Annotated in this window: 28 protein-coding genes and 3 pseudogenes; 15 read left to right on the plus strand and 16 right to left on the minus strand. The window is 62.5% G+C overall.

The window, feature by feature from the left end:
* Nucleotides 1-5: 5 nt before the first annotated feature.
* The 5 genes from E0D86_RS15080 to E0D86_RS15100 all read right to left on the minus strand — a co-directional run bounded on the left by E0D86_RS15080 (nucleotide 6) and on the right by E0D86_RS15100 (nucleotide 4033).
* Nucleotides 6-1433, minus strand: coding sequence for a cbb3-type cytochrome c oxidase subunit I (locus E0D86_RS15080; protein WP_131650850.1), 1428 nt, complete (start codon nucleotides 1431-1433; stop codon nucleotides 6-8).
* Nucleotides 1434-1436: 3 nt separating this feature from the next.
* Entirely contained in the window at nucleotides 1437-1877 is a 441-nt protein-coding gene (locus E0D86_RS15085) for a cytochrome c (RefSeq protein WP_131650851.1), read from the minus strand.
* Nucleotides 1878-2423: 546 nt separating this feature from the next.
* Entirely contained in the window at nucleotides 2424-2672 is a 249-nt protein-coding gene (locus tag E0D86_RS15090) for a cytochrome C oxidase subunit IV family protein (RefSeq protein WP_131650852.1), read from the minus strand.
* A gap of 10 nt (nucleotides 2673-2682) precedes the next feature.
* Entirely contained in the window at nucleotides 2683-3270 is a 588-nt protein-coding gene (locus E0D86_RS15095; protein WP_131650853.1) for a cytochrome c oxidase subunit 3, read from the minus strand.
* Nucleotides 3254-4033: a CbbQ/NirQ/NorQ/GpvN family protein gene (locus tag E0D86_RS15100; protein WP_165914251.1), complete on the minus strand. Its 780-nt coding sequence runs from the start codon at nucleotides 4031-4033 to the stop codon at nucleotides 3254-3256. The genes E0D86_RS15095 and E0D86_RS15100 overlap by 17 nt, the downstream gene beginning before the upstream one ends.
* Before the next feature lie 358 nt (nucleotides 4034-4391).
* Here E0D86_RS15100 and E0D86_RS15105 point away from each other — a divergent pair, with 358 nt between their 5' ends.
* The 11 genes and pseudogenes from E0D86_RS15105 to E0D86_RS15155 all read left to right on the plus strand — a co-directional run bounded on the left by E0D86_RS15105 (nucleotide 4392) and on the right by E0D86_RS15155 (nucleotide 12235).
* Nucleotides 4392-6101, plus strand: a complete 1710-nt coding sequence (locus E0D86_RS15105; RefSeq protein ID WP_131650855.1) for a nitrite reductase — start codon at nucleotides 4392-4394, stop codon at nucleotides 6099-6101.
* A 55-nt stretch (nucleotides 6102-6156) separates the two neighbouring features.
* On the plus strand, nucleotides 6157-6471 hold the full coding sequence (locus tag E0D86_RS15110; protein ID WP_131650856.1) for a c-type cytochrome: 315 nt from the start codon (nucleotides 6157-6159) through the stop codon (nucleotides 6469-6471).
* Between the two features lie 25 nt (nucleotides 6472-6496).
* Nucleotides 6497-6838, plus strand: coding sequence for a cytochrome c (locus tag E0D86_RS15115; protein WP_165914250.1), 342 nt, complete (start codon nucleotides 6497-6499; stop codon nucleotides 6836-6838).
* The gene (locus E0D86_RS15120) at nucleotides 6835-8010 is read left to right on the plus strand and encodes a cytochrome D1 domain-containing protein (protein WP_131650857.1); all 1176 of its coding nucleotides are present in this window, start codon (nucleotides 6835-6837) and stop codon (nucleotides 8008-8010) included. The genes E0D86_RS15115 and E0D86_RS15120 overlap by 4 nt, the downstream gene beginning before the upstream one ends.
* Nucleotide 8011: 1 nt before the next feature.
* On the plus strand, nucleotides 8012-8470 hold the full coding sequence (locus E0D86_RS15125) for an Lrp/AsnC family transcriptional regulator (protein ID WP_131650858.1): 459 nt from the start codon (nucleotides 8012-8014) through the stop codon (nucleotides 8468-8470).
* Nucleotides 8467-8982: an Lrp/AsnC family transcriptional regulator gene (locus E0D86_RS15130; protein WP_131650859.1), complete on the plus strand. Its 516-nt coding sequence runs from the start codon at nucleotides 8467-8469 to the stop codon at nucleotides 8980-8982. Before E0D86_RS15125 ends, E0D86_RS15130 begins: the two co-directional genes overlap by 4 nt.
* On the plus strand, nucleotides 8975-9418 hold the full coding sequence (locus E0D86_RS15135; RefSeq protein ID WP_131650860.1) for an Lrp/AsnC family transcriptional regulator: 444 nt from the start codon (nucleotides 8975-8977) through the stop codon (nucleotides 9416-9418). The genes E0D86_RS15130 and E0D86_RS15135 overlap by 8 nt, the downstream gene beginning before the upstream one ends.
* Entirely contained in the window at nucleotides 9393-9893 is a 501-nt protein-coding gene (locus E0D86_RS15140; protein WP_131650861.1) for an Lrp/AsnC family transcriptional regulator, read from the plus strand. The genes E0D86_RS15135 and E0D86_RS15140 overlap by 26 nt, the downstream gene beginning before the upstream one ends.
* Nucleotides 9894-10039: 146 nt before the next feature.
* Nucleotides 10040-10399 (plus strand): annotated as a pseudogene (locus tag E0D86_RS15145) (IS30 family transposase); the annotation flags it as partial.
* Between the two features lie 61 nt (nucleotides 10400-10460).
* Complete coding sequence (locus tag E0D86_RS15150; RefSeq protein ID WP_131650862.1) at nucleotides 10461-11615, plus strand: AAA family ATPase; 1155 nt, start codon at nucleotides 10461-10463, stop codon at nucleotides 11613-11615.
* Entirely contained in the window at nucleotides 11612-12235 is a 624-nt protein-coding gene (locus E0D86_RS15155; RefSeq protein ID WP_131650863.1) for a hypothetical protein, read from the plus strand. Before E0D86_RS15150 ends, E0D86_RS15155 begins: the two co-directional genes overlap by 4 nt.
* On the opposite strand, the pseudogene E0D86_RS15160 reads toward E0D86_RS15155, so the two are convergent.
* Nucleotides 12219-12423: pseudogene (locus E0D86_RS15160) on the minus strand (aminoacyl-tRNA hydrolase); the annotation flags it as partial. The gene E0D86_RS15155 and the pseudogene E0D86_RS15160 overlap by 17 nt on opposite strands.
* Nucleotides 12424-12778: 355 nt before the next feature.
* On the opposite strand from E0D86_RS15160, the gene nirJ reads away from it, so the two are divergent.
* From nirJ to E0D86_RS15180, 4 genes are all read left to right on the plus strand, one after another.
* A complete protein-coding gene (nirJ, locus tag E0D86_RS15165; protein ID WP_131650864.1) occupies nucleotides 12779-13972 on the plus strand; it encodes a heme d1 biosynthesis radical SAM protein NirJ in 1194 nt (397 codons plus the stop codon).
* A 78-nt stretch (nucleotides 13973-14050) separates the two neighbouring features.
* Nucleotides 14051-14887 (plus strand): uroporphyrinogen-III C-methyltransferase, encoded by an 837-nt coding sequence (gene cobA / locus E0D86_RS15170; protein ID WP_131650865.1) that lies wholly within the window; start codon nucleotides 14051-14053, stop codon nucleotides 14885-14887.
* Nucleotides 14878-16398: a nitrite reductase gene (locus tag E0D86_RS15175; RefSeq protein WP_131650866.1), complete on the plus strand. Its 1521-nt coding sequence runs from the start codon at nucleotides 14878-14880 to the stop codon at nucleotides 16396-16398. The genes cobA and E0D86_RS15175 overlap by 10 nt, the downstream gene beginning before the upstream one ends.
* Nucleotides 16399-16646: 248 nt before the next feature.
* Nucleotides 16647-17510, plus strand: coding sequence for a LysR family transcriptional regulator (locus E0D86_RS15180; RefSeq protein ID WP_131650867.1), 864 nt, complete (start codon nucleotides 16647-16649; stop codon nucleotides 17508-17510).
* A gap of 9 nt (nucleotides 17511-17519) precedes the next feature.
* Here E0D86_RS15180 and E0D86_RS15185 read toward each other — a convergent pair whose 3' ends face one another.
* The 10 genes and pseudogenes from E0D86_RS15185 to E0D86_RS15225 form a co-directional block, all read right to left on the minus strand.
* Nucleotides 17520-18659, minus strand: a complete 1140-nt coding sequence (locus E0D86_RS15185) for a CBS domain-containing protein (protein ID WP_131650868.1) — start codon at nucleotides 18657-18659, stop codon at nucleotides 17520-17522.
* A gap of 219 nt (nucleotides 18660-18878) precedes the next feature.
* Nucleotides 18879-19313 (minus strand): CZB domain-containing protein, encoded by a 435-nt coding sequence (locus tag E0D86_RS21985; RefSeq protein ID WP_371924079.1) that lies wholly within the window; start codon nucleotides 19311-19313, stop codon nucleotides 18879-18881.
* Nucleotides 19314-19343: 30 nt separating this feature from the next.
* Nucleotides 19344-19619, minus strand: a pseudogene (locus tag E0D86_RS21990) (methyl-accepting chemotaxis protein); the annotation flags it as partial.
* Nucleotides 19620-20008: 389 nt separating this feature from the next.
* Nucleotides 20009-20752, minus strand: coding sequence for an SDR family NAD(P)-dependent oxidoreductase (locus E0D86_RS15195; RefSeq protein ID WP_131650870.1), 744 nt, complete (start codon nucleotides 20750-20752; stop codon nucleotides 20009-20011).
* A gap of 111 nt (nucleotides 20753-20863) precedes the next feature.
* Nucleotides 20864-22054: an NnrS family protein gene (locus E0D86_RS15200; protein ID WP_131650871.1), complete on the minus strand. Its 1191-nt coding sequence runs from the start codon at nucleotides 22052-22054 to the stop codon at nucleotides 20864-20866.
* A 990-nt stretch (nucleotides 22055-23044) separates the two neighbouring features.
* The gene (gene tatA, locus E0D86_RS15205; protein ID WP_177493057.1) at nucleotides 23045-23227 is read right to left on the minus strand and encodes a twin-arginine translocase TatA/TatE family subunit; all 183 of its coding nucleotides are present in this window, start codon (nucleotides 23225-23227) and stop codon (nucleotides 23045-23047) included.
* Nucleotides 23228-23240: 13 nt separating this feature from the next.
* Nucleotides 23241-23804, minus strand: coding sequence for a nitrous oxide reductase accessory protein NosL (locus E0D86_RS15210; RefSeq protein WP_131650961.1), 564 nt, complete (start codon nucleotides 23802-23804; stop codon nucleotides 23241-23243).
* 25 nt (nucleotides 23805-23829) lie between these two features.
* Nucleotides 23830-24657: an ABC transporter permease gene (locus E0D86_RS15215; RefSeq protein ID WP_131650872.1), complete on the minus strand. Its 828-nt coding sequence runs from the start codon at nucleotides 24655-24657 to the stop codon at nucleotides 23830-23832.
* The gene (locus E0D86_RS15220; protein WP_131650873.1) at nucleotides 24654-25580 is read right to left on the minus strand and encodes an ABC transporter ATP-binding protein; all 927 of its coding nucleotides are present in this window, start codon (nucleotides 25578-25580) and stop codon (nucleotides 24654-24656) included. Before E0D86_RS15220 ends, E0D86_RS15215 begins: the two co-directional genes overlap by 4 nt.
* Nucleotides 25577-26833 (minus strand): nitrous oxide reductase family maturation protein NosD, encoded by a 1257-nt coding sequence (locus tag E0D86_RS15225; RefSeq protein ID WP_131650962.1) that lies wholly within the window; start codon nucleotides 26831-26833, stop codon nucleotides 25577-25579. The genes E0D86_RS15220 and E0D86_RS15225 overlap by 4 nt, the downstream gene beginning before the upstream one ends.
* Nucleotides 26834-26988: the final 155 nt, after the last annotated feature.

Raw genomic sequence — 26988 nt, forward strand, 5'->3', positions numbered from 1 at the left:
CAGTCTCAGGCTGCAGCGACTGCTGCAGGTACGTCGGCGGTAACCCGGCCACGCTGCCTGAAGCTGTACAGGTAGCAGACCAGCCCGACCAGGAAGAACACCCCGGCGATCAACCGCAGCCAGAAGAAGATGGCCAGTTGGTCGGCGGTATTCATGAAGGACATCGCCGCGCCGTCAGCCGGGATGCGTTGCAGCCAGACCTGCACCACGCCAGCGGCGGTGAGGAACAGGGTGATGGCAACCATGGAGATGGTCATCAGCCAGAAGCCCCAGATCTCGATGCGCTGAGCCCGTGCATCCGGTGCTTCACCCAGGCCACGCAGACGCGGCATGGCGTAGCTGATCATGGTCATCACGATCATTGCGTAGGCACCGTAGAAGGCCAGGTGGCCGTGGGCTGCGGTCAACTGCGAACCGTGGGTGTAGTAGTTCACCGGTGCCAAGGTGTGCAGGAAGCCCCACACGCCAGCACCGAAGAACGCTGTCACGGTCGTACCGATGGCCCAGAGCGATGCGGCCTTGTTCGGATGTTGCCGGCGACGACGGTTCACCATGTTCAGCGAGAACAGCACCATGGCGAAGAACGGCAGCGGTTCCAGGGCAGAGAAGATCGAACCCAGCCACAACCAGACCTCAGGCGCACCAATCCAGAAGAAGTGGTGACCGGTACCGATGATGCCAGTGATCAGGGCCATGGCGATGATCACGTAGAGCCACTTCTCGATCACTTCACGGTCGACGCCGGTGATCTTGATCAGGACGAAGGCCAGCATCGAACCCATGATCAGTTCCCACACGCCTTCGACCCACAGGTGCACCACGAACCACCAGTAGTACTTGTCGCGCGCCAGGTTTTCCGGGTTGTAGAAGGAGAACAGGAAGAACACCGCCAAGCCGATCAGCCCGGTCATCATCACCGTGCTGATCACGGTCTTGCGACCTTTGAGCAGGGTCATGCCGACGTTGTAGAGGAAGCCCAGGGCCACCACCACAATGCCGATCTTGGTGATCGTCGGCTGTTCCAGGAACTCGCGACCCATGGTCGGCAGCAGGTGGTTCTTGGTCATTTCCGCCAGTCCGGCGTAAGGCACGAACAGGTAGCCGAGAATCGTCAGCACACCAGCGGCTGCAAACACCCAGAACAGGATGATCGCCAGTTTCGGGCTGTGCAGTTCGCGATCCGCTTCCTCGGGGATGAGGTAGTAGGCCGCGCCCATGAAGCCGAACAGCAGCCAGACGATCAGCAAGTTGGTGTGAACCATCCGCGCTACGTTGAATGGCAACAGTGGGAACAGGAAGTCACCGACGACGTACTGCAGGCCCATGATCAGACCGAACAGGATCTGCCCGGCGAACAGGATCAGCGCAAACACGAAGTAGGGTTTGGCGACCGCTTGCGATTGGAATTTGAGATGCGGATTCATGATGCTCATCTCTCAGCCCTCCTTGTTTGGCGGCCAGTTGTTGGTATCGATCTTCGAGGTCCACTTGAGGAACTCCGCCAGATCGTCGACTTCCTGCTCGCTCAGGTTGAATTGCGGCATCGCCCGGCGTCCTGGCGCGCCCAGCGGCTGCGCTTTCATCCAGGCACTCAGGAAGGGCTTGAAGGCCGCGTCTTCACCGCGACGGACGAAGACGTTACCCAGCTCCGGCGCGAAGTAGGCGCCTTCACCAAGCAGGCTGTGGCAGCCGATGCAGTTGTTGTTTTCCCAGACTTCCTTGCCGCGCACGACCGCCTCGGTCAATTCCGACGCATTCGTTCGTTCTGGAAAGGTCTGCTCTGTGTGATAGGTCAGGCCGAGAAATACCAGGAAGAAGAACACGCTTCCCCCGAAGTAGATATTCCTGGCCATCCCCTTGGTGAAGGTCTCGGACATGGTCGCCTCCTCATGGCTTGGCGTGGCCAGTTTAAGAAGGGAGCTATCGAAACCTGCTTGATGGCAATCAAGAAAAAGACCAAACGTTTTAGTCGGGTTTATATGAGGTGCGTAAGCGCAGCGTTGAGGGCACGGCAAGGGGCTGGGAAGAAGGGTGATATAAGTTTTTGGCGTTTTTTTGGGGGGGCGGTGTAGGACAAAGAGGGTAGCCCCTCACCCTAACCCTCTCCCCGGAAAAACATCGCGTTCTAACCGGGACCAGGTGCCGGGCAGAGGGGGTTGCTTCGGTGTGGGGGCAATCGAGCACGCCTCTTGTTCTGTAAAGGTGGGCTGAAGCCCACCCTACTTGCTGAAACAGACGCAGGGCGTCCAGCGCAACGCGCCTATGCGGAGCTTGGGGGCAATCAAACGTGCCGATATTGGTGGGCTGAAGCGGAACGCCGCCCGGCCCACCCTACTCATTGGCGTTGATCTAGAAGCGGCGCGCAGGCCGTAGGGTGGGCTTCAGCCCACCAGAGCGCGCCCCAACGCCCAGCCTGCCCCAACTCAAACCAGCGTCAGGATCACCCCAGCCGCCATCACCAGCGGCCAGCCGAGCATCAGCAAGCGCCACATCATCGGCGCATGGCACATTTCCATGAAGCGCTCGGTAATCACCCAGCCCTTCACTAGGGCTATGACTAGCACCGCCGCGGCGAGCAGCAGGGTCGAGCCGGAACTGCCCAGCGCCACCGTCGCCGTGGACAGTGCGGCCAGGACCAGCCAACAGACAATCAACACCTTCGAAGCAGACATCACGACCTCGTCAGTTGATCACGTAGACCAGCGGGAACAGCACCACCCAGACCATATCCACCATGTGCCAATAGAGCACGCCGGACTCCAGCCCGGCGCAGTCACGCGCGGTGTAGGCCTGCCGGCGGCAGCGCTCGGCCATCCAGCCGAGGATGACCATCCCCAGCAATACGTGCAGGAAATGAAAGCCGGTGAGAATCCAGTACAGCGTGAAAAAGGTGCTGTGCTCAAGCCCCAGACCCAGCCCTGAAAGGTGGCTGTACTCGTTGAGTTTGAGCACCACGTAGACGCAGGACGTCACCAGCGCCGCCAATAGCAATCCCGCTGCGCGACGTGGCCGATCCAGACGCACCTGCTCCACCGCCAGCGCCGCCAGCAGACCGGAGGTCAGCAGACTCAGCGTCAGCACCAACCCGATGGAACTGTCCAGCGCCGCGCGGCTTTCGTGAAACGTCTCGGCGTTCAGTAACTGGGTAACGGCGAACGCCAGGATCAGGATGGCGAAAACCGTCAGCTCGGCGAGGATGAAGAACCACATCGCCAGATCACCCGGCAACCGGCGGTTCGTCAGGGTGAGGTGTTCATGCGAAGTGGACATCGACCACATCCATCAGCGCGGCTACGGTTTGCGGATCATCGGAAAGCGGCTCGGCGAGGCACGCCATGCAGGCCTCGCGCGGGCTCATGCCGGACCGGATCATGCGGGCAGTGAAGATCAGCAGCCGGGTCGAGGCGACTTCTTCCAGATCGTGCTGTTCGAGGCGACGCAGCGCCTGCCCGAGCTTGACCACCTGCGCAGCCAGCGCGGCATCCACCTGCGCCTCGTTGGCGACGATGCGCTGCTCCTCGGCGGCCGATGGATAGTCGAAACGCATGGCGACGAAGCGCTGCCGGGTGCTGGGCTTCATACCTTTAAGCAGGTTCTGGTAGCCGGGGTTGTAGCTGACCACCAGCATGAAGCCCGACGGTGCCTTGAGCGCTTCGCCGGTGCGTTCGATGAACAGTTCGCGGCGATCATCGGCCAAAGGGTGCAGCACCACGGCGGTGTCCTGCCGCGCTTCCACCACTTCATCGAGATAGCAGATGCCGCCTTCGCGCACTGCACGGGTCAACGGGCCGTCCTGCCACCAGGTGCCCTGCGCACCGATCAAGTGGCGACCGACCAGATCGGCGGCGGACAGGTCGTCGTGACAGGCCACGGTGTACAGCGGCAGGTTCAGACGATGTGCCATGTACTGCACGAAACGGGTCTTGCCGCAGCCGGTCGGCCCCTTGATCAGCACTGGCATTCCATGTCGCCAAGCCTGCTCGAAAAGCACCTCTTCGTTACCCAGCGATTGATAGAACGGCGCGTCAGCCAGGCCGACAAGGTTCTCGGGCGCGTTCATTGGCAATACCTCACTGCAGCAGTTGGTTATTCATCTAAGTCCAAACTACCCGCCACACCCTGCCCCCTCAAGCCATCCGCCGGCGAAGCTTGATTACGGTCAAGCCCGAATCGAAATGGGCGCCGAGCCGGCACGCGACGCCGAACTGCAAGCCCGATCTCCCCGCGACACGACGTCACGCCTGCCCCATCCCGGGTTCACTCTTGATTGCCATCAAGCGCATTCGCAACGGCTCTCTCTAGGATGCAAACCGCGCACAGCAAGCCCCGGGAACTGCCACATCGCCGTCATTAGCAGGAACCGCAAGATGCGGTCAGAAGGAGAAAAGAGTATGAGCAAACCAGTATTGGCGGGCTTCATCGCCGCCTTTTCACTGCTCGGCCTGGCAGTCGCCCAGGCGGCAGCCAATCCCGAAAGCGCCGATGCGGCCTACAAGGGGCGCGCTTCCAGCATCGATCCAGCGAGTGCCCAGGTGATGCATTCCCCCGGCGCGCCGGATCTGAGCTCCGCCGAGTTCGACAAGGCCAAGGAGATCTACTTCCAGCGCTGCGCCGGCTGCCACGGTGTGCTGCGCAAGGGCGCCACCGGCAAGCCGCTGACGCCGGACATCACTCAGGAACGCGGCCAGGCATTTCTCGAAGCGCTGATCACTTACGGCTCGCCCGCCGGCATGCCCAACTGGGGCACCTCCAATGCGCTGACCAAAGACGAAATCTCCTTGATGGCCAAGTTCATCCAGCACACGCCACCGACTCCGCCGGAGTGGGGCATGGCGCAGATGAAGGATTCCTGGCAGGTGCTGGTCAAGCCCGAGGACCGTCCAACCAAACAGATGAACAAACTGGACCTGCCCAACCTGTTCTCCGTCACTCTGCGTGACGATGGCAAGATTGCGCTGATCGACGGCGACACCAAGAAGATCGTCAAGACCATCGACACCGGCTACGCCGTGCATATCTCGCGCATGTCCGCTTCGGGCCGCTACCTGCTGGTGATCGGGCGCGACGCCAAGATCGACATGATCGACCTGTGGGGCAAGGAGCCGGTCAAGGTCGCTGAAATCAAGGTCGGCATCGAGGCGCGCTCGGTGGAAACCTCCAAGTTCAAGGGCTACGAAGACAAGTATGTGATCGCCGGTGACTATTGGCCGCCACAGTTCACCATCATGGACGGCGAGACCCTGGAGCCGCTGCAGATCGTCTCCACCCGCGGCATGACCGTCGGCACTCAGGAATACCATCCCGAGCCACGCGTGGCCGCGATCATCGCTTCCCACGAGCACCCCGAGTTCATCGTCAACGTCAAGGAAACCGGCAAGGTCATGCTGGTCAACTACGAAGACATCGACAACTTGTCCACCACCATCATAGGCACCGCGCCCTTCCTGCACGATGGCGGCTGGGATGTGAGCCACCGTTACTTCATGACGGCGGCGAACAACTCCAACAAGGTGGCGGTGATCGACTCCAAGGACCGCAAAATGGCCGCGCTGGTGGATGTCGGCAAAATCCCGCACCCAGGTCGTGGCGCCAACTTCGTGCACCCCGAATTCGGACCGGTATGGGCCACCAGCCACCTGGGCGACGAGACCATCTCGCTGATCGGCACCGACCCGGACAAGCACCCGGACAGCGCCTGGAAGGTCGTGCAGACGCTTAAGGGCCAGGGCGGCGGATCGCTGTTTATCAAGACGCATCCGAAATCCAGCCACCTCTATCTGGACACCACCTTCCACCCGGACGCCAAGGTCAGCCAATCGGCTGCGGTATTCGATATCAACAACCTCGATGCCGGCTACAAAGTGCTGCCGATCGGCGACTGGTCAGGGATCAAAGACGGCGCCAAGCGTGTCGTACAACCCGAGTACAACCAGGCCGGTAATGAAGTGTGGTTCTCCGTCTGGAGCGGCCAAGACGAGGATTCGGCTATCGTGGTGGTCGATGACAAGACCTTGAAGCTGAAAAAGGTGATCAGGGACAAAAGATTGATTACCCCAACGGGTAAATTTAACGTTCATAACACTCAGCACGACATCTACTGAGTGTCAAACCGGGGAGGACATCAAGATCCTCCCCATTAGCCTTGAGGAAGTACTGATGAAGAAAATCCTAGTTCCACTGCTCGCCCTGGGCGGTGCGCTGGTGCTGCAACCAGCGATGGCGCAGGACGGCGAAGCGCTGTTCAAGAGCAAGCCTTGCGCAGCCTGCCATAGCATCGATGCCAAGCTGGTTGGTCCGGCATTCAAGGACGTCGCCGCCAAATACGCGGGCCAGGACGGCGCTGCCGACACGCTCGCTGGCCACATCAAGAACGGCAGCCAGGGCGTATGGGGTCCGATCCCGATGCCGCCAAACGCTGTAACCGAAGAAGAAGCCAAGATCCTCGCTGAGTGGGTTCTTAGCCAGAAGTAATCGAAGTAACGTCCAGGAGGACGTCATGACAATGTCCCGACATGCAGTATCACGTTTGGGGCTCGCCCTGGCGTCCCTCCTCCTGATTTCCGTTGACCTGGCCGCGGCGCCCGATGCCAAGCGCCAGGCCCAGCTCGAACACCTCCTTGTGCAGGACTGCGGCTCCTGCCACGGCTTGCGCATGACCGGCGGTCTCGGCCCCGCGATCACCCGCGACGCATTGGCCGGCAAACCCCGCGAAAGCCTGATCGCCACCGTGACCCACGGAAGACCCGGCACCGCCATGCCCGGCTGGAATGCCCTGCTCGACGAGCAGGACATCCTCTGGCTGGTCGAACTGCTTATCGAAGGATATCCAAAGCCATGATCCGTCCCTTCCTGCTGCTGGCTGCGGCCGGCCTGCTGTTCGGCTGCGCGCAACAACCGCTGCGCGGCACCGGTGATCTGGGCGTGGTGGTGGAGCGCGCCACCGGCAGCCTGCAACTGATCGAGAGCAGCGGCATGAGCAGCCTGGCGCGCATTGAGGGTCTGGGCGACTTGTCCCATGCCTCGGTGGTATTTTCCCGCGACCAGCGCTTCGCCTACGTCTTCGGTCGCGACGGCGGGCTGACCAAGGTCGACCTGCTGCGCCAGCGCATCGACAAGCGCGTGATCCAGGGGGGCAACAGCATCGGCGGCGCCATCAGCCAGGACGGTAGCCTGATCGCGGTAGGCAACTACGAGCCGGGCGGGGTCAAGGTGTTTGATGCCGCCACGCTGGAACTTGTCGCTGACATCCCGGCCACGCCGCTGGCCGACGGCAGCCGCAATTCGCGAGTGGTCGGCGTCATCGACGCACCGGGCCGCCGCTTCATCTACAGCCTGTTCGATACCGGCGAAACCTGGCTGCTGGACTTCAGCCAGGGCCGCACGCCACAGATCAGCCGCTTCGAGAACATCGGCAACCAGCCCTACGATGCGCTGCTCACGCCGGAGGGCCGCTACTACATCGCCGGCCTGTTCGGCGAGGACGGCATGGCCAAGATCGACCTCTGGCATCCCGAGCGCGGCGTCGAACGCATCCTCGACGGCTATGGCCGTGGCCAGCAGAAACTCCCGGTCTACAAGATGCCGCACCTGGAAGGCTGGACCGTGGCCGGCAACCAGACCTTCGTGCCCGCCGTCGGCCAGCATCGCGTGCTGGTGATGGACAGCGAAAACTGGCAACAGACCGACGCCATCGACGTCGCCGGCCAGCCGATCTTCGTCATGGCGCGTCCCGATGCGCGGCAGATCTGGGTCAACTTCGCCCACCCGGACAACGGCAAGATCCAGGTCATCGACAGCGAAACCCACCAGATCATCGCCACCCTGGAGCCCGGCCCTGCCGTGTTGCACATGGAGTTCACCGCGCGTGGCGATCAGCTCTGGCTGTCGGTGCGCGACGGCGGCGAAATCCAGGTCTGGGACCCCTACACCCTGAAGCTGATCAAGCGCCTGCCGGCCCAGACGCCGAGTGGCATCTTCTTCAGCAGCCGCGCCCACGAGACGGGGTTATGACATGCAGCTCGACAACCTCAGCCGCCGCCTGATCGACCGTTTCCAGCATGGCATGCCGCTGTGCGCCGAACCCTACCGCGCCATGGCCGAAGCGCTGGAGTGCAGCGAAGACGAGATTCTCGCCAGCCTCCGGCAACTGGAGCAAGGCGGAGGGCTTTCACGCATCGGGCCGGTGTTCGAGCACAGCCGCGCCGGCGCCAGCACCCTGGTGGCCCTCGCCGTGCCGCCCGCACGAATAGAAGCCGTGGCGGCCCGCATCAACAGCTTCCCCGAGGTCAACCACAACTACCTGCGCGAACACCACTACAACCTCTGGTTCGTCCTCACCGGGCCGGATCGTGCACATATCGACACCCTGCTGACACAGATCGAAGCGGAAACCGGGCTCACGCCTCTGGATCTGCCCATGCGCCGCGCCTACCGCATCGACCTGGGTTTCCCCATCGGAGACGCGCCATGACCGCCCTTCTCGACGACCTGCAAGCCATGCACCTGCGGCGTCTGCTCGAAGCCGGCCTGCCACTGGCCGCCCGCCCTTACCAGGCACTGGCCGAACGCATCGGCGCCAGCGAACAGGCGGTGCTCGAACAGGTCCGCCACTGGAGCGAGGACGGCCTGTTCCGCCGCGTCGGTGTGGTACTCAAGCATCGCGCCATGGGTTTTCGCGCCAATGCCATGCTGGTCATGAACATTCCTGACGAACAGGTCGATGAAATTGGTCGGCGCCTCGGCCAGGCTGCCGGCATCAACCTCTGCTACCAGCGCCCGCGGCGCCTGCCGGACTGGCCCTACAACCTGTTCTGCATGGTCCACGGTCGTGAACGCGAACAGGTCTGCGAGCAGATCGAAGCCCTGCTGGCCGAACACCAGCTGAGCCATGTGCCGCACCAGTTGCTGTTCAGCACCCGCGCTTTCAAGCAGTGCGGTGGCCGCTACGCCCCGCCCGCCGTTCGGGAGCTTGCCCATGGATGACCTCGACCGCCGCCTGATCAACCGCCTGCAGCATGGCCTGCCGCTGGTGCGCCAGCCCTGGCAAACGCTGGCGGCAGAGCTGGAAAGCGATTCGCAAACCCTGCGCGACCGTATCCAGGCGCTGCTGGACGACGGCACCCTGACCCGCTTCGGCCCGATGTTCGACATCGAACGCCTCGGCGGCGCCTTCACCCTGGCCGCGCTGTCGGTACCCGAAGAGCGCTTCGACGCGGTCGCCGCGCAGCTCGATGCGATGCCGGAAGTCGCCCACAACTATCGCCGCGAACATGCCTGGAATATGTGGTTCGTCCTTGGCTGCGCGACGCCCGAGGGCATCGCCGAATCCATCGCCCACATCGAGTCACAGACCGGCCTGCCGGTGCTCAACCTGCCCAAGGAGGAGACCTACCATGTCGGTCTGCATTTCTCGGTTTGATGGCCCGCCTGACCCCGCGCTGATACGCCGCCTGGTGGAACTCACCCAGTCCGGTCTGCCGTTGGTGGAAAATCCCTGGGCGTGGATCGGCGAACGCCTGGACCTCGACGAAGACGCCGTGCTGACCCTGCTGCGCCAGTTGCAGGACGACGGCGCCATCCGCCGCATCGCCGCCGTACCCAACCACTACCGCCTGGGCTACAAGCACAACGGCATGACCGTGTGGGATATCGATGACGCCGAAATCGGCCGCCTCGGCCCGCTGCTCGGATCACAGCCCTTCGTAAGCCACTGCTACCGCCGCCCACGCCGCGACGGCTGGCGCTACAACCTGTTCGCCATGGTCCACGGCCGCAGTGCCGGAGAGATTAAGGATTACCGGGCACAGATTCGCCAACTGCTCGGCGATGCGTGCCGAGCGGACGAGATGCTGGTGAGCAGCCGGATATTGAAGAAGACGGGGTTGCGGGTGTAGCCGAAGGCGAATACGCGGCGCCGTCCCTGCGACTTTTTAACCATTGCTTTGTCTACGGAGCCACCTTCAAGTTATCCCCTCCGCCTGCAAAGGATTTGCTGTCTTGATTGCCTCTTATTTCATTCCCTTGCAGCTTCTAGAAGGCGGGCCTCAGCGCGGCGTTGAATCGCATGCGGCTGGCGGTGTGCAGAGCATGACCTACGACCAGGGCCGAGAGACTCGGCACGCGGAAATGGACCAGAAGACCGGTGTGGAGATCTACTACTGCTACCACACAGCCCCTAGTAGCGCGGCAGTAACGAGAACATCAATGCCTTGATCCGCCATGTCTGCCCAAGGACACGGACCTGTCGGTACACAGCCACGAGGAGCTGGTCACCGTAGTCCTGCAACTGAACATGCGGCCACGCAAGCGCTTCGATTCAAATGTCCGATTGAAAGTCATGGGTGAGCTGATGGCCGACGCCCTGGCTGTGCGGCATGATGTTCCTGCTTCAATTCAATAACCGTGTTGCACTCAGATCCTGCAATCGCCCAGAACGTGCGCAGTTTTGAAGGAGATCAATGATGCAAGTGACAAGAGTCAAATTGAAAAATTGGCGCAACTTCAGATCGTTTGATGCGCCGATGCGGGATATCACTTACATTCTTGGTCCCAATGCTGCCGGTAAGTCCAACCTTCTGGATGTGTTCCGTTTCTTGCGGGATGTCAGCAAACCGGCAGGTGGAGGGCTTCAGGCGGCGGTAATCGCACGAGGCGGAATCAGTAAGCTGCGTTGCCTTCACGCACGCCGGGACCCCGAGGTTTGTATTGATGTGGAGCTCTCGGGTTCTCCAGATGATCAAGTTCCCAATTGGCGTTATGTGCTGGGTTTCAAACCAGAAGGCAAGGGGGCGCAACGTATTCTGGTGTCGAAAGAAGAGGTTTGGCACGAAGGCAGGCAATTGTTTGCGCGGCCTGACCAGAAGGATAGCAATGATGCTGTACTGCTGACCCAAACACGCCTTGAGCAGATTGCTGCCAATGCAGAATTTAGAGAGGTCGCTGAGTTCTTTGGCTCAATTACTTATTTGCATCTCGTGCCTCAGTTGTTGAAGTTCGCGGATCAGTTAGGTGGACGGCCTTTGGAAAATGATCCGTTTGGCCAGAGCTTTCTGGAGCGAATCGCCAAAACAACGGAGCGAGTCAGAAGTACCCGGTTAAAGAAAATAGGTGAAGCCTTAACGTTGGCTGTGCCGCAATTCAAGGAGTTGCGGTTCGTCAAGGACGATTCGGGCCATCCTCACTTGGAAGCGCTGTATGCGCATCACAGACCCAACGCGGGATGGCAGTCAGAAGAGCATTTTTCTGATGGAACCTTGCGATTGCTCGGATTGTTGTGGGCCTTTCTGGATGGCAGCTCCATGCTGCTGCTCGAGGAGCCTGAAATCTCACTCAATGATGCGGTCGTCAGAGAGATTCCACTCATTATTCAGCGCCTGCAAAAGAACAGAAAACCAAAGAGGCAAGTGATTGTTAGTACTCATAGCGAGGCGCTGCTCAGCAATCCAGGAATCGATGGACGTGGCGTCATTCTGCTGGAAGCCACAGCGGATGGTTCAACCGGACGAACCCTGCAAAATGAAGAATTTCTAGCCCTCGAAGCAGGACTTTCGGTGGCCGAGGTGGTACTGCCGAAGACGCGGCCCAGTTCAGTCAACCAGCTAGGATTTTGGGAATGATGCCTGTTGTGTTGGCTACTGAGGATGAACTCAGCGAAGCGGTAGGCGTGAAGCTGGTGTCAGAACATTTGGTTTTGGCACAAACTCCCCCGATGTTGCTGAGAAGAAATGGCTTCGGGTACTTACGCTCACGGATGGATAGCTGGCGGCAGATGGCCAATCGCCAGATCGTGATCGTTCTGACCGATTTGGATCGGCGGGCCTGCCCATTGGTTCTGCTTGAAGATTGGTTAGGTGCTGGTCGGCAATCCCCTCAAAACCTGTTACTACGCATTGCGGAGCGAGAGGTTGAGTCATGGTTGCTTGCTGACCATGAGGCGCTTGGAAACTTGCTTGGAAATCCAGGCCGGTTTCCGGTGCAGCCGGACACTTTGCCGGACCCCAAGCAGCATCTGCTCGGACTGGCCCAAAGAGCACCCAGAGCAGTGAGAGACGATTTGGTTGCTCAACCAGGAGCCGTTGCCAGGCAGGGGATTGGTTATAACCGCCGCTTGGTGGATTGGGTGCAGGCCGAGTGGTCTCCGGAAAGAGCCGCCGCTCGCTCACCAAGCCTTTTGCGGGCCAGAAATGCCATACGCGAGGCCGCACATCGAGTCATACAGGCACCCCGTCGGCGGTGATGCGGCTGTCGCGCAGCTCCAGCAGGCGCTCCTTGTAGATCTCCGGCAGCGATGAGGCGCGGATATCAAAGCGCAGATGCAGCGCGCTGGATACCTTGTGGACGTTCTGCCGCCGGCGCCCTGGGCACGGTCGCGCTCAGCTCGATTTCGCTATCAGGCAGCTCGACGGAAGTGGAAATGTGCGGCATGACGGGCTCGCGGAATGGCCGGACCGACAGGATAACCCCGGCTCCGCCTGGCCGCGATCCATGGTTCCGAGCGGTGCAGAACCCAAAAGCGGCCGGAAAGGCGCCGACTGCCCTACGCGGGGCCATGCATCGCCTTGGCCAAGGGCGGACTTTCGCTTCCGTGTCAGCCACTCGCAAGCGCGCCAAACCCAATGGCAGCCAGACTGCTGACCACCCGACGAACAGGCCACTGGCGCGATGCCCCCACCGGCAAACGATCCGGGACTTTTTTGTTTCCAATCAAGGTTTGCCTCCCCCGCCTCGGCGATTCTCCCACGCAAAGGAGGCCTGTTCGGTCTCTGCGAGGAGATACCGCATGCTGCGAATCAGCCATTACCTGCGCGCCCTGGCCCGTCCGGATTCCGGCCCGGTGCTCGGTGCACGAGGCACACCGGGAACCCGCCCACCGGTGGTCATCTGGAACCTGCTGCGGCGCTGCAACCTGACCTGTAAACACTGCTACGCCACCTCCGCCGACAGCGAGTTTCGCGACGAGCTGGATACCGCCGAAGCCCTGAAGGTGATCGACGATCTGCACGATGCCGGTGTGCGCGTGCTGATCCTTTCCGGTGGCGAACCGCTGCTACGCGACGACATCTTTGAGCTCTCGGCCTATGCCCGCGAAAAAGGCTTCTTCGTGGCGCTGTCGACCAATGGCACCCTGATCGACGAAGGCAATATCGAGCTGATAGCGGCGGCAAAGTATGACTACGTCGGCATCAGCATCGACGGCCTGCAGGCGGTGCATGACGACTGGCGCCAGCTCAAGGGCAGCTTCGTCGCTTCGATGCACGCCATCGACCTGTGCCGCCAGCACGACATTCGCGTCGGGCTGCGCACCACTCTCACGCAGAACAACTACCCACAATTGCCCGCCCTGCTGGCGCTGATGCGCGAGCACGACGTGCAGAAGTTCTATCTCTCGCACCTGAACTACAGCGGGCGCGGCAAGCGCAGCCGCAAGGCCGACGCGCATCACCAGATGACCCGCGACGCCATGCGCCAACTGTTCGAGCAGGCCTGGAACGACGTGCAGAACGGCCGCGAGACCGATTTCGTCAGCGGCAACAACGACGCCGACGCGATCCTGCTGCTGCAGTGGGTCGAGGAGCGCCTGCCGCAGCATCGCGACCGCCTGGAGCAGATGCTGCGCGCCTGGGGCGGCAATGCCTCGGGCAACGGTATCGCCAACATCGACAACATCGGCGATGTGCACCCCGATACCTACTGGTGGCAGCACACCGTTGGCAACGTACGCAGGCAGCGCTTCCGCCAACTCTGGCTGGACAAGCCCGAGCCGCTGCTGCGCGAACTGCGCCAGCACCCTCGCGCCGTAGGGGGCCGCTGCGCCGAATGCCGCTGGCTACCGATCTGCAACGGCAACACCCGTACCCGTGCCTGGGCCGCCGGTGACCTGTGGGCGGAAGACCCCGGCTGCTACCTGAGCGACGAGGAAATCGGGTTGCCGCTTCCCGTACGCATCCCCAGCGTGGAAATCAGTGCCCTGTAAATCAGCAACCCCAGCGGTCGTCAGAACCGTACTCAGCCAAGCGCAACCGTCAACCTGATGAGAATCACAGGAGTCCGCATGGACCAGCCAATCACACTCCCCGCTTCGCTGAGCGCCGCATTCGCCCCTGGTGAAGTCGCCCTAGTTGGCGCCGGCCCTGGAGATCCGGGTCTGCTCACCCTGCGCGCCTGGTGCCTACTGCAACAGGCCGATGCGGTGGTTTACGACCGTCTGGTCAGTAAGGACCTCATGGACCTGCTGCCGGATACCTGCAGCCGCCATTATGTCGGCAAGACCAGCGGCTACCACAGCCTCCCGCAGCCGCACATCAATCAGCTGCTAGTGGACCTGGCGCGGCAGGACAAGCGCGTGGTGCGCCTCAAGGGCGGAGATCCTTTCATCTTCGGCCGTGGCGCCGAGGAGCTGGAATTCCTGCTCGAACGCGGCATCGACTGCCAGGTGGTGCCGGGCATCACCGCTGCCGCCGGCTGCAGCACCTACGCAGGCATCCCCCTGACGCACCGCGATCTGGCCCATTCCTGCCAGTTCATCACTGGCCACCTGCAGGAGAACGGCGAGCTGCACTTGCCATGGACAGCCTTGGCCGAAGGCAACCAGACCCTGGTGTTCTACATGGGGCTGGCCAGCCTCGGCGAAATCTCGCGCAATCTGATCGCCGCCGGCCTGCCGGTGGATACGCCCGCCGCATTGATCGGCAACGGTACTCGTCAAGATCAGCAGGTGGTGCGCTGCACTCTCAAGCAATTGCCGAGCATGGCCGAAGAGCAGCAGCTGACCCCGCCGACGCTGACGGTGATCGGCAAGGTGGTCGGGCTGTTCGATAGCCGGCAGGTCCAGTACCCCGCTCGCCTGCGTGGCGACGTCGCTGAGCAAAAGGAGGCCCTATGCGGCTGATTCCTGCCCTGCTGGTGGCCGCCGCCCTGCCGGCCGCCACCTTCGTCGCGCTCGACATGGCCATTCCGCGCGCCGCTGCCGCTGAGACAATCGATGCCCATGCGCTCTACCAGCAGCACTGCCAAAGCTGCCACGGCGTCGATCGCCTCGGTGGCGCCGGCCCCGCGCTGTTGCCGGAAAGCCTTGGCCGGATCAAGCCGGACGAGGCGCGCAAGGTCATCCGGGACGGCCGCCCGGCCAGCCAGATGGCGGCCTATTCGACGCTGCTCGACGCAGCGCAGATCGACAGCCTGGTCAGCTACCTCTATCGGCCTTCCGCCGTGCCGCCGACCTGGAGTGATGCCGACATTCGCGCCAGCCACCGGATGCTGGTGGATGTCGCCAAGCTGCCCGACAGCCCTCAACACGGCGCCGACCCGCTCAACCTGTTCGTCGTGGTCGAGGCCGGTAATCATCATGTGCGTGTTCTCGACGGTGATCGCTTCGAGGAGCTGGCCAACTTCCCCTCGCATTTCGCTCTGCACGGTGGGCCGAAGTTTTCCCCGGACGGACGCTTCGTCTATTTCGCCTCGCGTGACGGCTGGGTCAGCGTCTACGACCTCAACAACCTGACCATGATCGCCGAGGTCCGCGCCGGGCTGAATACCCGCAACCTGGCTGTGAGCAACGACGGCCGCTGGGTACTGGTGGGGAACTATCTGCCGGGCAACCTGGTGCTGCTGGATGCCCGCGACCTGTCGCTGGTCAAGCACATCCCGGCAGTCGGCGCGGACGGCACGCCATCACGGGTCAGCGCCGTCTACACCGCGCCGCCGCGCGACAGCTTCGTGGTCGCACTGAAGGATGTGAAGGAGGCCTGGGAGCTTTCCTACGCCGGGGAGCCAGATTTCGAACCTCGGCGCATCGAAGCCGCGGACTTTCTCGATGATTTCTCCTTCACACCCGACTATCGCCACCTGCTCGCCACCTCGCGCAAGGCCCACGGCGGCCAGGTGATCGACCTCGACACTGGCAAGGCCGTCACCGACATTCCGCTGCCCGGCATGCCGCACCTGGGTTCGGGCATCTACTGGAGACGCGGCGGCGAATGGGTGTTCGCCACCCCGAATGTCAGCAAGGGCCTGATCTCGGTGCTCGACATGCAGAGCTGGAAGCTGATCAAGGAGATTCCCACCGAAGGTCCGGGCTTCTTCATGCGCAGCCATGAGCATTCGAAGTACGCCTGGACCGACGTCTTCTTCGGCCCCAACAACGATGCCGTGCACCTGATCGACAAACAGACCCTGGAAGTCGCCCATACCCTGCGCCCGATGCCCGGCAAGAACGCCGCGCACGTGGAGTTCACCAGGGACGGCAAGCACCTGTTGCTCAGCGTCTGGGACACTGACGGCGCGCTGATCGTCTACGACAGCGACACCCTTGAAGAGATCAAGCGCATCCCGATGAACAAGCCCTCGGGCAAGTACAACGTCGGCAACAAGATCGAATTCGCCGAAGGGACATCGCATTGAAGGCGGAGGACGATAGAAGCGCCGGAAGCTCAGGGCTGGGGCGTAAGCTATAGGATCGTAGGGTGGGCTTCAGCCCACCATAATGGGCCCAAATGGTACCCGGTGGGCTGAAGCCCACCCTACCGAGGCCGTCAGGCTAGTGATCCACCGCAGCTACCTCAGCCTCCAGTGACGTTATCGGCTTATCTACTTTTATCTTTCATTCCAAGCTGCTTTCATATCGACCCGATTGATATGAGTCCCCGACCATGGATATAGATCTCGCCCGCACTTTTCTCGAGATCATTCGCAGCGGCAGCTTCGTCGCCACGGCTGAGCGGCTGCATATCACGCAAACGGCGGTGACCGCGCGAGTACGCAGTCTGGAAACGCAGCTCGGCTGTCGGCTGTTCATACGAAACCGCGCCGGCGCGCGGCTGACCAGTGATGGCGAGCGCTTCGTCACCTATGCCACGCAACTGGTGCAGACCTGGGAAACCGCGCGGCGCGACCTGCCGTTGCCGCGCGGTTTCGACAATCTGCTGTCGCTCGGCGCCGAGGTGAGCCTGTGTAACCCACTGATGCTTGCCTGGGTCCAGCGCCTGCGCCAGGAAATGCCCGATCACGCGCTTCGCAACGAGGTGGACAGCGGCACCGCCTTGCAGAAGCAACTCGACCTTGGCGCACTGGACGCGGCGCTGGTGCATCAACCCGAATACTGGCCGGGCCTGCAGGTCGAGCAGCTACTGGAAGAAAAGCTGATCCAGGTGGAGCACTGCAGCATCGCGGAGCCCTACGTCTATGTGGATTGGGGCCCCGCGTTTCGCCAACAGCACGATCTCGCGCTGCCGGGCCACATCCGCACGGCGATGTCGTTCAGCCTGGGCCCGCTGGCCCTGCAGTACCTGATGCAGTGCGGTGGTCGTGGCTACTTCCGCACGCGAGTGGTGCAACGCTATCTGGACGAAGGTGCGCTCAAGCGCGTCGAGCACGCGCCGGAATTCAGCTATCCCGTCTATCTGGTGTATGCGCGCGCGGCGCAGTCGCCCGCCTTGTTCAAGGCGATCGAACTGTTGCGTGAAGTGGCCCAGGACGACTACGACTGGTCGCGCTGGAACTACCAGATCGAGTGAGCACGGCCATCAGTCCGGAAGATGCTTGAGCCAGTTCCGATAGAGCGCGGCGATCAGATCGGTCTGGGTGATCATGCCTACCAGGCGCTGCTCGTCGTCCACCACCGGCAAGCAGTGCAGCCCCCGGTCGGACAACAGGAATACCAGGTCGACCATGTGAGTGTCTTCGGTCACCGACACCACCGGGCTGCTCATGATCGCGCGAAGCTGCACGCCGCGAAGAAATTTGAGCTGGCCGAAGTTGATGCGCGCGGACGCCGGGCGGAAGTGCTTGAGCAGGTCGACCAGGGTCACGATGCCCACCAGTTTGTGGCTGTCAGGCTGCAGCACCGGCATCGAATGCAGACGGTGCTCGCGCAGGGTCTGCCAGGCGCGCTGGATCGAGCAGTCCGGTGTGCTCCAGTAAAGGTCACGGGACATGATGTCACCTGCGGTGATCTCGCCCATGCTGCGCCGCAACGCGTGCTTTTCGGTCTGCTTGATCAGTTGCGCGAGGTCGTCGCGCGTGACGTCCACGTATTCGCCGAAGTCCGCCAGCGCGCGCTCGACGTCATCCTCGCTGAAACTCATCCGCTCGCTGGGCAGTGCGTCCTGCGTGTGATGAATGTTGCCCTTCTGCGGGCGCGGTTTCGGGTAGGCGTGTCCGCTGAGGTTGTTGTAGATCAGCGCAACCGCGATCAACAAGGCCGAGTTGAACGCCACCGGATAGAGCAGTTGAAAACCGTACGCATGAATCTCCGGGCTGCCCACCACCGCGACCAGTGCCAGCGCCGCGCCGGGTGGATGCAGGCAGCGCAGGCCGAACAGGCAGAAGATCGCCAGCGCGCCGGCCAGTCCGGCAGCGGTGGCGATGGGCATGCCACTGATGCCCAGCGCCACGCCCACGGCGGTCGCGAACAGGTTGCCGGCCAGCACCGACCATGGCTGTGCGAAAGGGCTCGATGAGGCGACGAACACCAGCACCGCCGATGCGGCGGCCGGTGCAGCGAGAGGCAGGGCAATCGAGGTGCCGAAGACCCAGGCACAGGCAGGTATCGTCACCAGCAGCGCCAGGCCAATGCCCAGTGCGGCGCGCAGCCATTCAGCGGGACGCGCGGACAATGGCGCGGGCGCAAAAGACCGGCACCAGTCGAGAAGGCGTTCTTGCATTGTTTCTGCTTTGGTTGGGAGGTCGTTCCGCTAGCCGACGGCGCTCGCTGCGCGAGGCTAGCTGTGTAGGCCGGTGCACTGAAACGTCGCACCGGTCAAAAGCGCGCGACATTGTCGGCGCGCCGCCAGTACATCGCCAATGAATACTATTGAATCGCGCCCGCAATATTTTTGCACCAAGCAGGCGCGCGCAGAACGTAACCGGTCCCGGCAGTCTGGCTACGACGCCTCGGTCACCGGCTGAGCGGCCTTTTCGTGTTCTCGGATCAGCGCCGCGACGATGCGCATCACCTCCAGATTGGCCTCCTCCATCCTGCTCAGGTACGTGAGCGTATCTTCCAGCGCATGCCGACCGAATGCATCGAGCGCCTGCTGCCCTTGGTGATGCACCGCCATATGGGGCCGCTCGATCTGCTGAAATTGCTCCAGCCGTTGCATGCCACGGTTGCTCTGAGCGTAATACCAGCGACCGAAGCGACAGTCGCGCTCGCTGGGCAGAGCCGACGGCCTTGGATCGCCCGAGCCGAGCACATGGTTATAGACGACGAACTTCAGCGACAGCTCATCGAGATTGGCCAGTTCGACGCCGGCACGGAACGACGAATGCTCGATGCCCTGGCGCATGGTGCCAGCCAGTTGATGCAGCTGTCGCATGGCGGCAACGGCACGTTCGGTGGTTCGGCTGAAGCCCTGGGCCAGTTCGCCCTGCAGCTGAATGTAGTCGTGCACATGGGCGATCTCGCGCTGAACCTCGGTGATCTTGCGCACGATGTCGGCCGTGGCCAGCGCGGTCTTTTCCGCCAGTGTTCGCACCTCGCCAGCGACCACGGCGAAGCCGCGACCGGACTCCCCGGCCCGCGCCGCCTCGATGGCGGCATTGAGCGCGAGCAGATTGGTCTGACTGGCGATGCCGCTGATGAGATCGACGATGCCATTGATCTCCTGCGAATGCTGCGCAAGGGTGTCGACCTTCTGCGAAGCCTCGTTGAGCCCGCGCTCCATGTCGACAGCCTTGCTGCGCAATTCGCCGAAGTGCTGCTGGTTGCTCAGCGCCGCATCGGCGACCTGCTCCGCACGATCGCGGTTGTCGCCGAGCCGGCCCGTGAGGTATTCGAATGAGTCGCCCAGGTGCGCCACCGAATCGCTGAAGCGCACCAGGTTGCCGGCCACGCCACGGTAATAGTCCAGCTGGCGTTTACCCGCGGCGCTCTCCGCGTTGGCCGCCGCCACTTGCTCTTCCAGCGCCGCGATACGCGCAGCCTGGCCGGTGCAGGTCCGCTGCAGAGCATCGCGCTGTTGCTGAAGATCCTGGGCGGTCCGCTTCCATTTGAACATCGTCAGCCTCGCGATCAGTTGATGGTGTAACCGTTGTCGACGACCCAGTCTTGACCGTAAACGCCACGGGCGCCCTGGGACAGCTGGAACAGGATGACGTTGGCGACCGCCGCGGACTCGAGAAAATGTCCCGGCAGCAGGCGCTTGCTGACGCCTTCGGCAACCTGCTCCAACTGCTCGTCGGCCAGGCCCAGCGAGCCCCAGATCGCCGTCGCGGTCGGTCCCGGCGAAACCACGTTGATGCGCACGTCCAGCGGCGCGAATTCCACCGCCAGCGTGCGCGCCTGGGCGATCAGCGCGGCCTTGCTGGCGATATAGGCGGCGAGGCCGGGGAAGGTCCCGCGCGCCAGGAACGTACCGATGAAGACCACCGACGCCGGCTTGGCCAGTTCGGTGCGTAGCGCGGCCAGGGTGTTCAGCGCACCGGCGCCGTTGACGGCCCATTGCCGGTCGAAACAGGCCATGTCGAGGCTATCGCCCAGCTCGGCGATGCCGGCGTTAGGCACCAGATAGTCCACCGGACCGAGTTCCGTCGCGCGGCACCGCAACGCGGCCAGATCGTCCGCCGATGTCACGTCACCGGCGATCCGGTGCAAGTGCTCGGGATAGGTTTCGATCAATTGCCCGAGGCCGCCGAGGCTGCGCGACATGGCCAGCACCCGCGCGCCACGTTGCAGCAGCGCCGCGCACAGCGCCAGGCCGATCCCCGAACTGGCGCCGGTGACGACTGCCAGGCGGTCTTTGAATTCACTTTTCATCATCATCTCCGATGCCGGCGTCCGCCGAGCCGCAGGCTGCCCGTCCCGGAACTGGACAGGCAGCGGTTTCTCAGTTGAATGAATAAGCAGGCAGTGCTTGGTACGGAACGATCAGCCTGGATGGCCGTCGACCCGCGCGCTCAGCAGCATCGGCGCATAACGCCAGGCGTAGAGCGCGAAGGCCAGCGCCCAGCAGATCGCCGCCAGCCAGAGGCCCATCACCGGCCACTGGCCCGACAGGAACACTCGCGAGGCCGCCCCGAGGTTGAACAACACGAAGGCACCGACGATGCCACCCGGCAGCTGCAACGGACGCCCCGTGTGGCCAAGCGTGACGCGGGCGATCATCGCCAGGATCAGGCCGCTCATGGAGCCCACCGATAGCGCATGCAACGAAGGGCTGGAGCTGTTCAGCAAGCCGAAATTCCACAGCGCCAGCCCCGCCGCTGCGACCACCAGCCAGAGCATCGCCACGTGCAGCGACCAAAGCAGCGGCACGCGCCAGATGCCGCCGTCGTACCAGCGCACCAGCCGCAGCAGGTGGCCGGCGGCGATAGCGAGGAACAGCGCGCCGATCAGCAGATTTTGTTGCAATGCGACGCCTGCGGCGTAGAGCACCGCGATCAGGCCGGTGCCAACCAGCAACGCCACATCCAGCCAGACCCAAGGTTTCACCGCCTCGGCGTGACCGAGGCCGCGCTGCGTGAAGAAGGGGATTACGCGTCCGCCGATGATGGCCATCAGCGCCGCCACCAGCCACAGCCCGGCGAGTACGCCCTGGCGTTGCAAGCCGTCGTTGCCCTGGGCGATACCGCAGAGCACCAACACATCGGCGCCGATCATCAGCGTGAGTACCGCCACGATCGGGTAGTTGCGCTTCTGCTTGACCACCCAGAGCATGCGCGCCATCAGCCCGGTCACGCCGAGCATGAACAGCAGATCCAGCGGGATCACCAGCGCCAGCGGCAGGCCGAACAGCCAGCCCAGCCGCGCCAGCAGCCAGACGGCGGCCAGTGCCATCAGCTTGTTGCCGGACACACCGGGTTGGCCGGTCCAGGTCTGCCCGGCGGTGAGCAGGAAACCCGCGACGATGGCCATGGCGAAACCGAACAGCATCTCGTGGCGATGCCAGGACAGCCAGCCGCCGGTTGGCTGAAAACCGGGCCAAAAGCCCGTCCAGGCGGCGACCCAGAGCGGGATCGCGAGCATGGCGAAGAGGCTGCCGGCGAGGAAAAACGGGCGAAAGGCGAGCCGCCACAAGGGCGGGATACTCAGGGCTTTTCGCCGATCGATAACTTGCACAAAGGCCTCCTGAACTTCTTCGTGTCTGCCAGCAGGGTGTAGTCCCGGCGGATAGAGCGGTGATTGCTCCCGATACCGCGGAGCCAGGATTACTTTCTACAGGTTAGGAGGCTCTGACAGACTTGATTGCAATCATCTTTTTGCCGAGCCGCATTGGTGCCGACGGTTGGCAGGGCTTTAGGCCCGGTGCCAGGGAGTCTGGATGGGGGTTTCGTGCGTGAGCGTGATGGCAGTCGTATCGCTTATTGGTACTGCCAGCTCGTTTAGGCTTGCACTTTGGAGATCAGGGCGATTACCGAGTGCGCTGACACTTCAGGTTTCGCCCTGCTGGGCGAGTCCCTTTTTCTTGTTTGGCCAAGAAAAAGGAACCAAAAAGAAGGCCACCCCAACATCCGGGTTTTGCTTCGCAAAACTTCCCTCGCTCCGGCGCTGCTCCGGGGCCCGGCTTACAAGGGCCATCCATGGCCCTTTAAGCCTCTCGCGGCATCCATGCCGCTCGTCCCCTGCGCAACACCTCCACTCGGCCTCCTGAAGGGGACAGGGTCCGAGTCGCCTGGAAGATCGTTAAGACCCGGACTTGCTTTGGCTTCGCTTTTTATACGCGGGCCAACAGACGACACCAGCCGCCCCGTCAGGAGGGTGAGCGGAATCGTCGCGCAGAGGGGCGAGCCGCAGGACGCGGCGAGAGCCGTAATGGGCCATGGATGGCCCTTGTACGGCGACCCTCGGAGCGGCGGTGGAGCGAAACGGAGCGCAGCGTAGTAACAGCCGAAGGCTGGCCCGAAGGGCGAGCGAAGCGAGTAACGAACCCGGAGCGAAGCGAAGGGCCGGATGCAGGGGCAAGCGTTTTTGGTTACTTTTTTCGCGACTGAAAAAAGTGACTCGCCCAGCAGGGCGAAACCAAGCCATCAAGCAGCTCGATAAACCCTTATGAACCCAGAACTTCCAATCAACACACCCAAACCTGCCAGTCCATGAAATACGAAAACCTTATTTCAACTCCTGCTTAACCGCATCCCCCTGCGTTGCGCTTTCCCCATCACTCATGGATTTACGAAAACCACTAATCGCGCCACCCAGATCCGAACCGAGGCCACGCAGGCGCTTGGTGCCAAACAACATCACCACGATCAGCAACACGATCAGAAGCTGCCAAATACTGATACCCATCATTTTCGTTACCTCATTAGTGTCCGGTCTGGTGACCGCTGTGAGCGTTGTGGTCATCGGCCATGCCATGCTGCATACCCGACGATTGTTGAAGCACCGACTGATCGATTTCCTCGAAGCGCAGTACCCGCCCGCCCTGTTCGGAAGCCAGCTTCTGTGCGGCGGCCTCCTCGGCGAACGTAGCCAGCACCGCACCCATTGCACCTTTGAGGCCGGTTCCGGCCACGTAATAGGCGCTGGTGGCATCGATCAGGTATTCGTCGTTAGGCTGCTCCCACGTACTGCGACCCATGTCGTGAACGTACAGCTTGGCGTTCAGCACGCGGTTTTCCGGCTGCAGCCACCAGCCAAGCATTTCCGCCGTGGAGCAGAACTTTCGTACGCCGCCCTTCTCGACCGCCTGCCCCTTGGGGCCGGGGAAATCGGTGATGATCATGCCGCAGACATGGCACTCATCGTTGGCATGGAAAGCGACCGGCTCCAGCACCTGCTCCACCTGCTCGGATTCATTACAGCCGGCCAACCCCAGCAGCAAGATGGCAACCAGCGCTCGAGAAGCCTGTACGTATAACGCATTCATCATTGCAGTTCCTTTAACGAAGAAATCAGGCCAGCCGACGGCGGAAGATGCCATAGGCCAGCAGCAGCGACGCCCCGGCCCAGGCCAGCAGGCACAGCCAGAGCACCGCACCGGGCACCGGCAGTTCGCTGCCCAGCGACAGCACGCCCATGGCGCTGCCGCCTTCGAAGCCGGCCAGGTTGATCAGCCGATAGATGTCGGTGGGGTTGAGCAGTAACAGCCAGGGCAGCAATTCCGGACTGAACTTGCCCTCGCTGAGTACCAGCAGCGCCAGCAGCACCAGGTCGAACACCAGCACGAACAGGAACCAGATGCCCAGCGCCAGCCCAGCGGCACTGGATTTCTCGTTGACCTTGCCGCTGAGCACGTAAGCCATGGCAAGGAACACCCAGCCCAGCAGCGTGGAGGAAATCATGAAGCGGCCGAATGCCCAGAGCAGCAGGCCCAATTCGATGTCCTCGACCAGCAAGGCGATGGCCAGTGCGGCGCCACCGAAGCCGATCAGCACCGCCAGCGCGAGAATCAGTCCGTGACCGACGAACTTGCCGAGCAGGATCTGTCCGCGGCCCAACGGATAGGTCAGCAACAGCATCAGGGTGCCGCCTTCGTCCTCGCCGACGATGGCGTCATAGGCCAGCAGCAGCGCGATCAGCGGCATCAGGAAAGTGGCCAGGCTCGCCAGGCTGGCGATGGTCGCCGGGATCGAGGTGAAGCCCACCTGCCCCGACGCGGCGGCCCCGAGCCAGGCGATGCCCACGGCCAGTACCGCGAACAACAGGCTGATGGCCAGCAACCAGCGGTTACGCAGGCCGTCGCTGAGTTCCTTGCGGGCGATATTCCAGACCTGGTTCATGCCTTGCCCTCCGCCGCCTGCACATCGCCGGCGCGCTCCATGTAGTAGCGATACAGATCCTCCAGCGACGGCTGGTGGATCTCGACGTCATCCGGCTCGCTTTCGCCCAGCAGTTCACGCAGCAGCGGCAGCTTGTGGCCGTTGATGGCGATCACCTCGACGCCATCCTCGCCATGGCGCCGCGCCGAATGGCCTGCGGTGTTCCAGCGCTCCAGCCACGCCTCACTCTTGCTCACGCCGCTGGCACGGATGCGCACCGGCAAGCCGGCTTCGCTGCGCAATTGCTTGAGGCTACCAACGGCCTGCAGCCGGCCCTTGGCGAGAATCGCCGCGCGGTTGATGTGTGCTTCCACGCCTGGCAGCACGTGGGAGCAGAGAATCACACTGGTGCCGCTCTGGCGCAGGCGGTCGACCAGTAGATACAGATCCTGAGTGGCGATAGGGTCGAGGCCGACTGTCGGCTCATCAAGCAGCAACAGGCGCGGCTCGCCGAGTACCGCCTGGGCCAACCCAAGGCGCTGACGCATGCCTTTGGAATAGGTCTTCACCCGGCGGTCGGCCGCGTGGGCGAGGCCGACCTGTTCGAGCAGATCGTCGACCTGACTCAGCGGTGTGCTCTTCAGGCGGGCAAAGTGGCGCAGCGTCTCGCGGCCGCTGAGTTGGGGATAAAAGGTGACGTTCTCGGGAAGATATCCCAGCTGACGACGAACATCGCTGGTCCTTGGGTCGCGGCCGAGTACCCGGACCTGCCCTTCGCTGGCCTGCAACAGGCCGAGGATCAGCTTCATGCTGGTGGTCTTGCCGGCGCCGTTATGGCCGAACAGGCCCAGCACCTCGCCTTCGCCGAGGTTCAGGTTCAACTCGTGCAACACGGTCATGTTGCCGTAACGCTGGCTCACACCCATGATTTCAACGGCATTCATGAAAGGGGTTCCTGGTCTGGCTTCAACGGTTCGCTGGTAGGCGGCTCCATCAACGGATGGCTGTCTTGCACGCCCGGCGACTTGATCACGGGAAATGCGCGCTGCACCCAGCGCAGCACTTCGATGCTGGGGCTGTTCATCAGCAGCCGCACCTGCGGGTACATCCACAGCAGGCGGTCGACGTTGTCGTTGGGCTCGTAGGCGATATCGCCCAGACCGTCGTCGTCGCGGTCCCAGCCCAGGTAATCGCTCCAGTAGTTGCCGCGCCCGTCCACCGACCATTCCTGGGTGCGCACCGCCACGTACTTGACCTGCTGCTGGTTATCGTCGAAGGCGTTACCGACGATGCGGTTGTCCTCCGAGCCGGCGGTCAGGTGGATGCCCAGCTCGCTGCGCTGGAAGTGATTGTTCTCGATGGTGTTGAACAGCGAGTTATAGATGAACAGCGCCTTGCCCTCGCCGCCGCTGATCATGCTGTCGCCACCGGTATCGCCGCGCTCGACGTCGCTGACGACGTTGTCCTTGATGGTCGAGTAGGTGATGTAGTTCATCAGGATGCCGTAGTTCTGGTCCCGTTCGGAGCGGTTGCCGATCACGGTCAGCTTGCGGCTTTGCATCAGCGCGTAGCCGGTGCGAGTGCGGCGGGTGACGTTGGCGATCACCTGGTTCTCGTGGGAGAACATGTAGTGCACGCCGTAACGCAGGTCCTCGAACAGGTTGCGCTCGATGCGGTTGCCGTTGGAGTTGTCGATGTAGATACCGTCGCGGGTGTTCCAGACATGGTTGCCGACGACGCGGGAACCGCGAACGGAGAACAGATGGATACCGTTGCCACGGTCCTGGGAGCGCAGTTCGAGGTCGCCCTCGATCCGGTTTCCTTCGATCAGCAGATTCTGGCTGCGATCGGCCCAGATACCGAACCCCGGCCCCTGCAGGCGGTTGTTACGGATCACCGCATCGGTGGCGCTGGGCTCGATGAAGATCGCCGCGTTCATGTCGGTCAGATCGCGCCCCCAATCGCGCAGCTCACAGCCGTCGATCGTCACATGCGGCGCGCGGATAGTTAGCGCATTGGCCTTGCCCTGCGCCTCGATCACCGCGCCGGGTGCACAGTGCAACGCCAGCGGCTGATCGATGAAAAATTGCCCGCTGTATTCGCCGGCGGGCAGCGTCCAGCGGTTTTCCCCAAGCGCCTGCAAGGGCAGCGAGGTGATGGGTTGCGGTTCCGCCAGCGCGGCCCCGGCAAAAAACATGTGGACGACAAGCGCCACTGAAAACCCTAAGCGAATAGCCTGAAATCCGAGCACACCAATTACCTTCTTCAGCGTCCAGGCGGGTGATGCGACTGGCGAACCCATCAGGGTTCGCCAGCTTTGAAGCGACCATGAAAGCGAGCTCGGCGCGAACC

The organism is Pseudomonas sp. IC_126 (genome assembly GCF_004331835.1).
In the GTDB taxonomy this organism is placed as follows: Bacteria; Pseudomonadota; Gammaproteobacteria; order Pseudomonadales; family Pseudomonadaceae; genus Stutzerimonas.

What these genes read in the sequence shown, in the direction of transcription:
- E0D86_RS15215 (WP_131650872.1), bottom strand. Translation starts at nt 24,657, where the DNA reads ATGAACCAGGTCTGGAATATCGCCCGCAAGGAACTCAGCGACGGCCTG.
- E0D86_RS15120 (WP_131650857.1), top strand. Translation starts at nt 6,835, where the DNA reads ATGATCCGTCCCTTCCTGCTGCTGGCTGCGGCCGGCCTGCTGTTCGGC.
- cobA (WP_131650865.1), top strand. Translation starts at nt 14,051, where the DNA reads ATGGACCAGCCAATCACACTCCCCGCTTCGCTGAGCGCCGCATTCGCC.
- E0D86_RS15105 (WP_131650855.1), top strand. Translation starts at nt 4,392, where the DNA reads ATGAGCAAACCAGTATTGGCGGGCTTCATCGCCGCCTTTTCACTGCTC.
- E0D86_RS15090 (WP_131650852.1), bottom strand. Translation starts at nt 2,672, where the DNA reads ATGTCTGCTTCGAAGGTGTTGATTGTCTGTTGGCTGGTCCTGGCCGCA.
- E0D86_RS15085 (WP_131650851.1), bottom strand. Translation starts at nt 1,877, where the DNA reads ATGTCCGAGACCTTCACCAAGGGGATGGCCAGGAATATCTACTTCGGG.
- E0D86_RS15225 (WP_131650962.1), bottom strand. Translation starts at nt 26,833, where the DNA reads ATGTTTTTTGCCGGGGCCGCGCTGGCGGAACCGCAACCCATCACCTCG.
- E0D86_RS21985 (WP_371924079.1), bottom strand. Translation starts at nt 19,313, where the DNA reads ATGCGACAGCTGCATCAACTGGCTGGCACCATGCGCCAGGGCATCGAG.
- E0D86_RS15220 (WP_131650873.1), bottom strand. Translation starts at nt 25,580, where the DNA reads ATGAATGCCGTTGAAATCATGGGTGTGAGCCAGCGTTACGGCAACATG.
- E0D86_RS15095 (WP_131650853.1), bottom strand. Translation starts at nt 3,270, where the DNA reads ATGTCCACTTCGCATGAACACCTCACCCTGACGAACCGCCGGTTGCCG.
- E0D86_RS15115 (WP_165914250.1), top strand. Translation starts at nt 6,497, where the DNA reads ATGACAATGTCCCGACATGCAGTATCACGTTTGGGGCTCGCCCTGGCG.
- E0D86_RS15180 (WP_131650867.1), top strand. Translation starts at nt 16,647, where the DNA reads ATGGATATAGATCTCGCCCGCACTTTTCTCGAGATCATTCGCAGCGGC.
- E0D86_RS15195 (WP_131650870.1), bottom strand. Translation starts at nt 20,752, where the DNA reads ATGAAAAGTGAATTCAAAGACCGCCTGGCAGTCGTCACCGGCGCCAGT.
- E0D86_RS15130 (WP_131650859.1), top strand. Translation starts at nt 8,467, where the DNA reads ATGACCGCCCTTCTCGACGACCTGCAAGCCATGCACCTGCGGCGTCTG.
- E0D86_RS15185 (WP_131650868.1), bottom strand. Translation starts at nt 18,659, where the DNA reads ATGCAAGAACGCCTTCTCGACTGGTGCCGGTCTTTTGCGCCCGCGCCA.
- tatA (WP_177493057.1), bottom strand. Translation starts at nt 23,227, where the DNA reads ATGATGGGTATCAGTATTTGGCAGCTTCTGATCGTGTTGCTGATCGTG.
- E0D86_RS15150 (WP_131650862.1), top strand. Translation starts at nt 10,461, where the DNA reads ATGCAAGTGACAAGAGTCAAATTGAAAAATTGGCGCAACTTCAGATCG.
- E0D86_RS15135 (WP_131650860.1), top strand. Translation starts at nt 8,975, where the DNA reads ATGGATGACCTCGACCGCCGCCTGATCAACCGCCTGCAGCATGGCCTG.
- E0D86_RS15210 (WP_131650961.1), bottom strand. Translation starts at nt 23,804, where the DNA reads ATGAATGCGTTATACGTACAGGCTTCTCGAGCGCTGGTTGCCATCTTG.
- E0D86_RS15155 (WP_131650863.1), top strand. Translation starts at nt 11,612, where the DNA reads ATGATGCCTGTTGTGTTGGCTACTGAGGATGAACTCAGCGAAGCGGTA.
- nirJ (WP_131650864.1), top strand. Translation starts at nt 12,779, where the DNA reads ATGCTGCGAATCAGCCATTACCTGCGCGCCCTGGCCCGTCCGGATTCC.
- E0D86_RS15175 (WP_131650866.1), top strand. Translation starts at nt 14,878, where the DNA reads ATGCGGCTGATTCCTGCCCTGCTGGTGGCCGCCGCCCTGCCGGCCGCC.
- E0D86_RS15080 (WP_131650850.1), bottom strand. Translation starts at nt 1,433, where the DNA reads ATGAGCATCATGAATCCGCATCTCAAATTCCAATCGCAAGCGGTCGCC.
- E0D86_RS15125 (WP_131650858.1), top strand. Translation starts at nt 8,012, where the DNA reads ATGCAGCTCGACAACCTCAGCCGCCGCCTGATCGACCGTTTCCAGCAT.
- E0D86_RS15110 (WP_131650856.1), top strand. Translation starts at nt 6,157, where the DNA reads ATGAAGAAAATCCTAGTTCCACTGCTCGCCCTGGGCGGTGCGCTGGTG.
- E0D86_RS15140 (WP_131650861.1), top strand. Translation starts at nt 9,393, where the DNA reads ATGTCGGTCTGCATTTCTCGGTTTGATGGCCCGCCTGACCCCGCGCTG.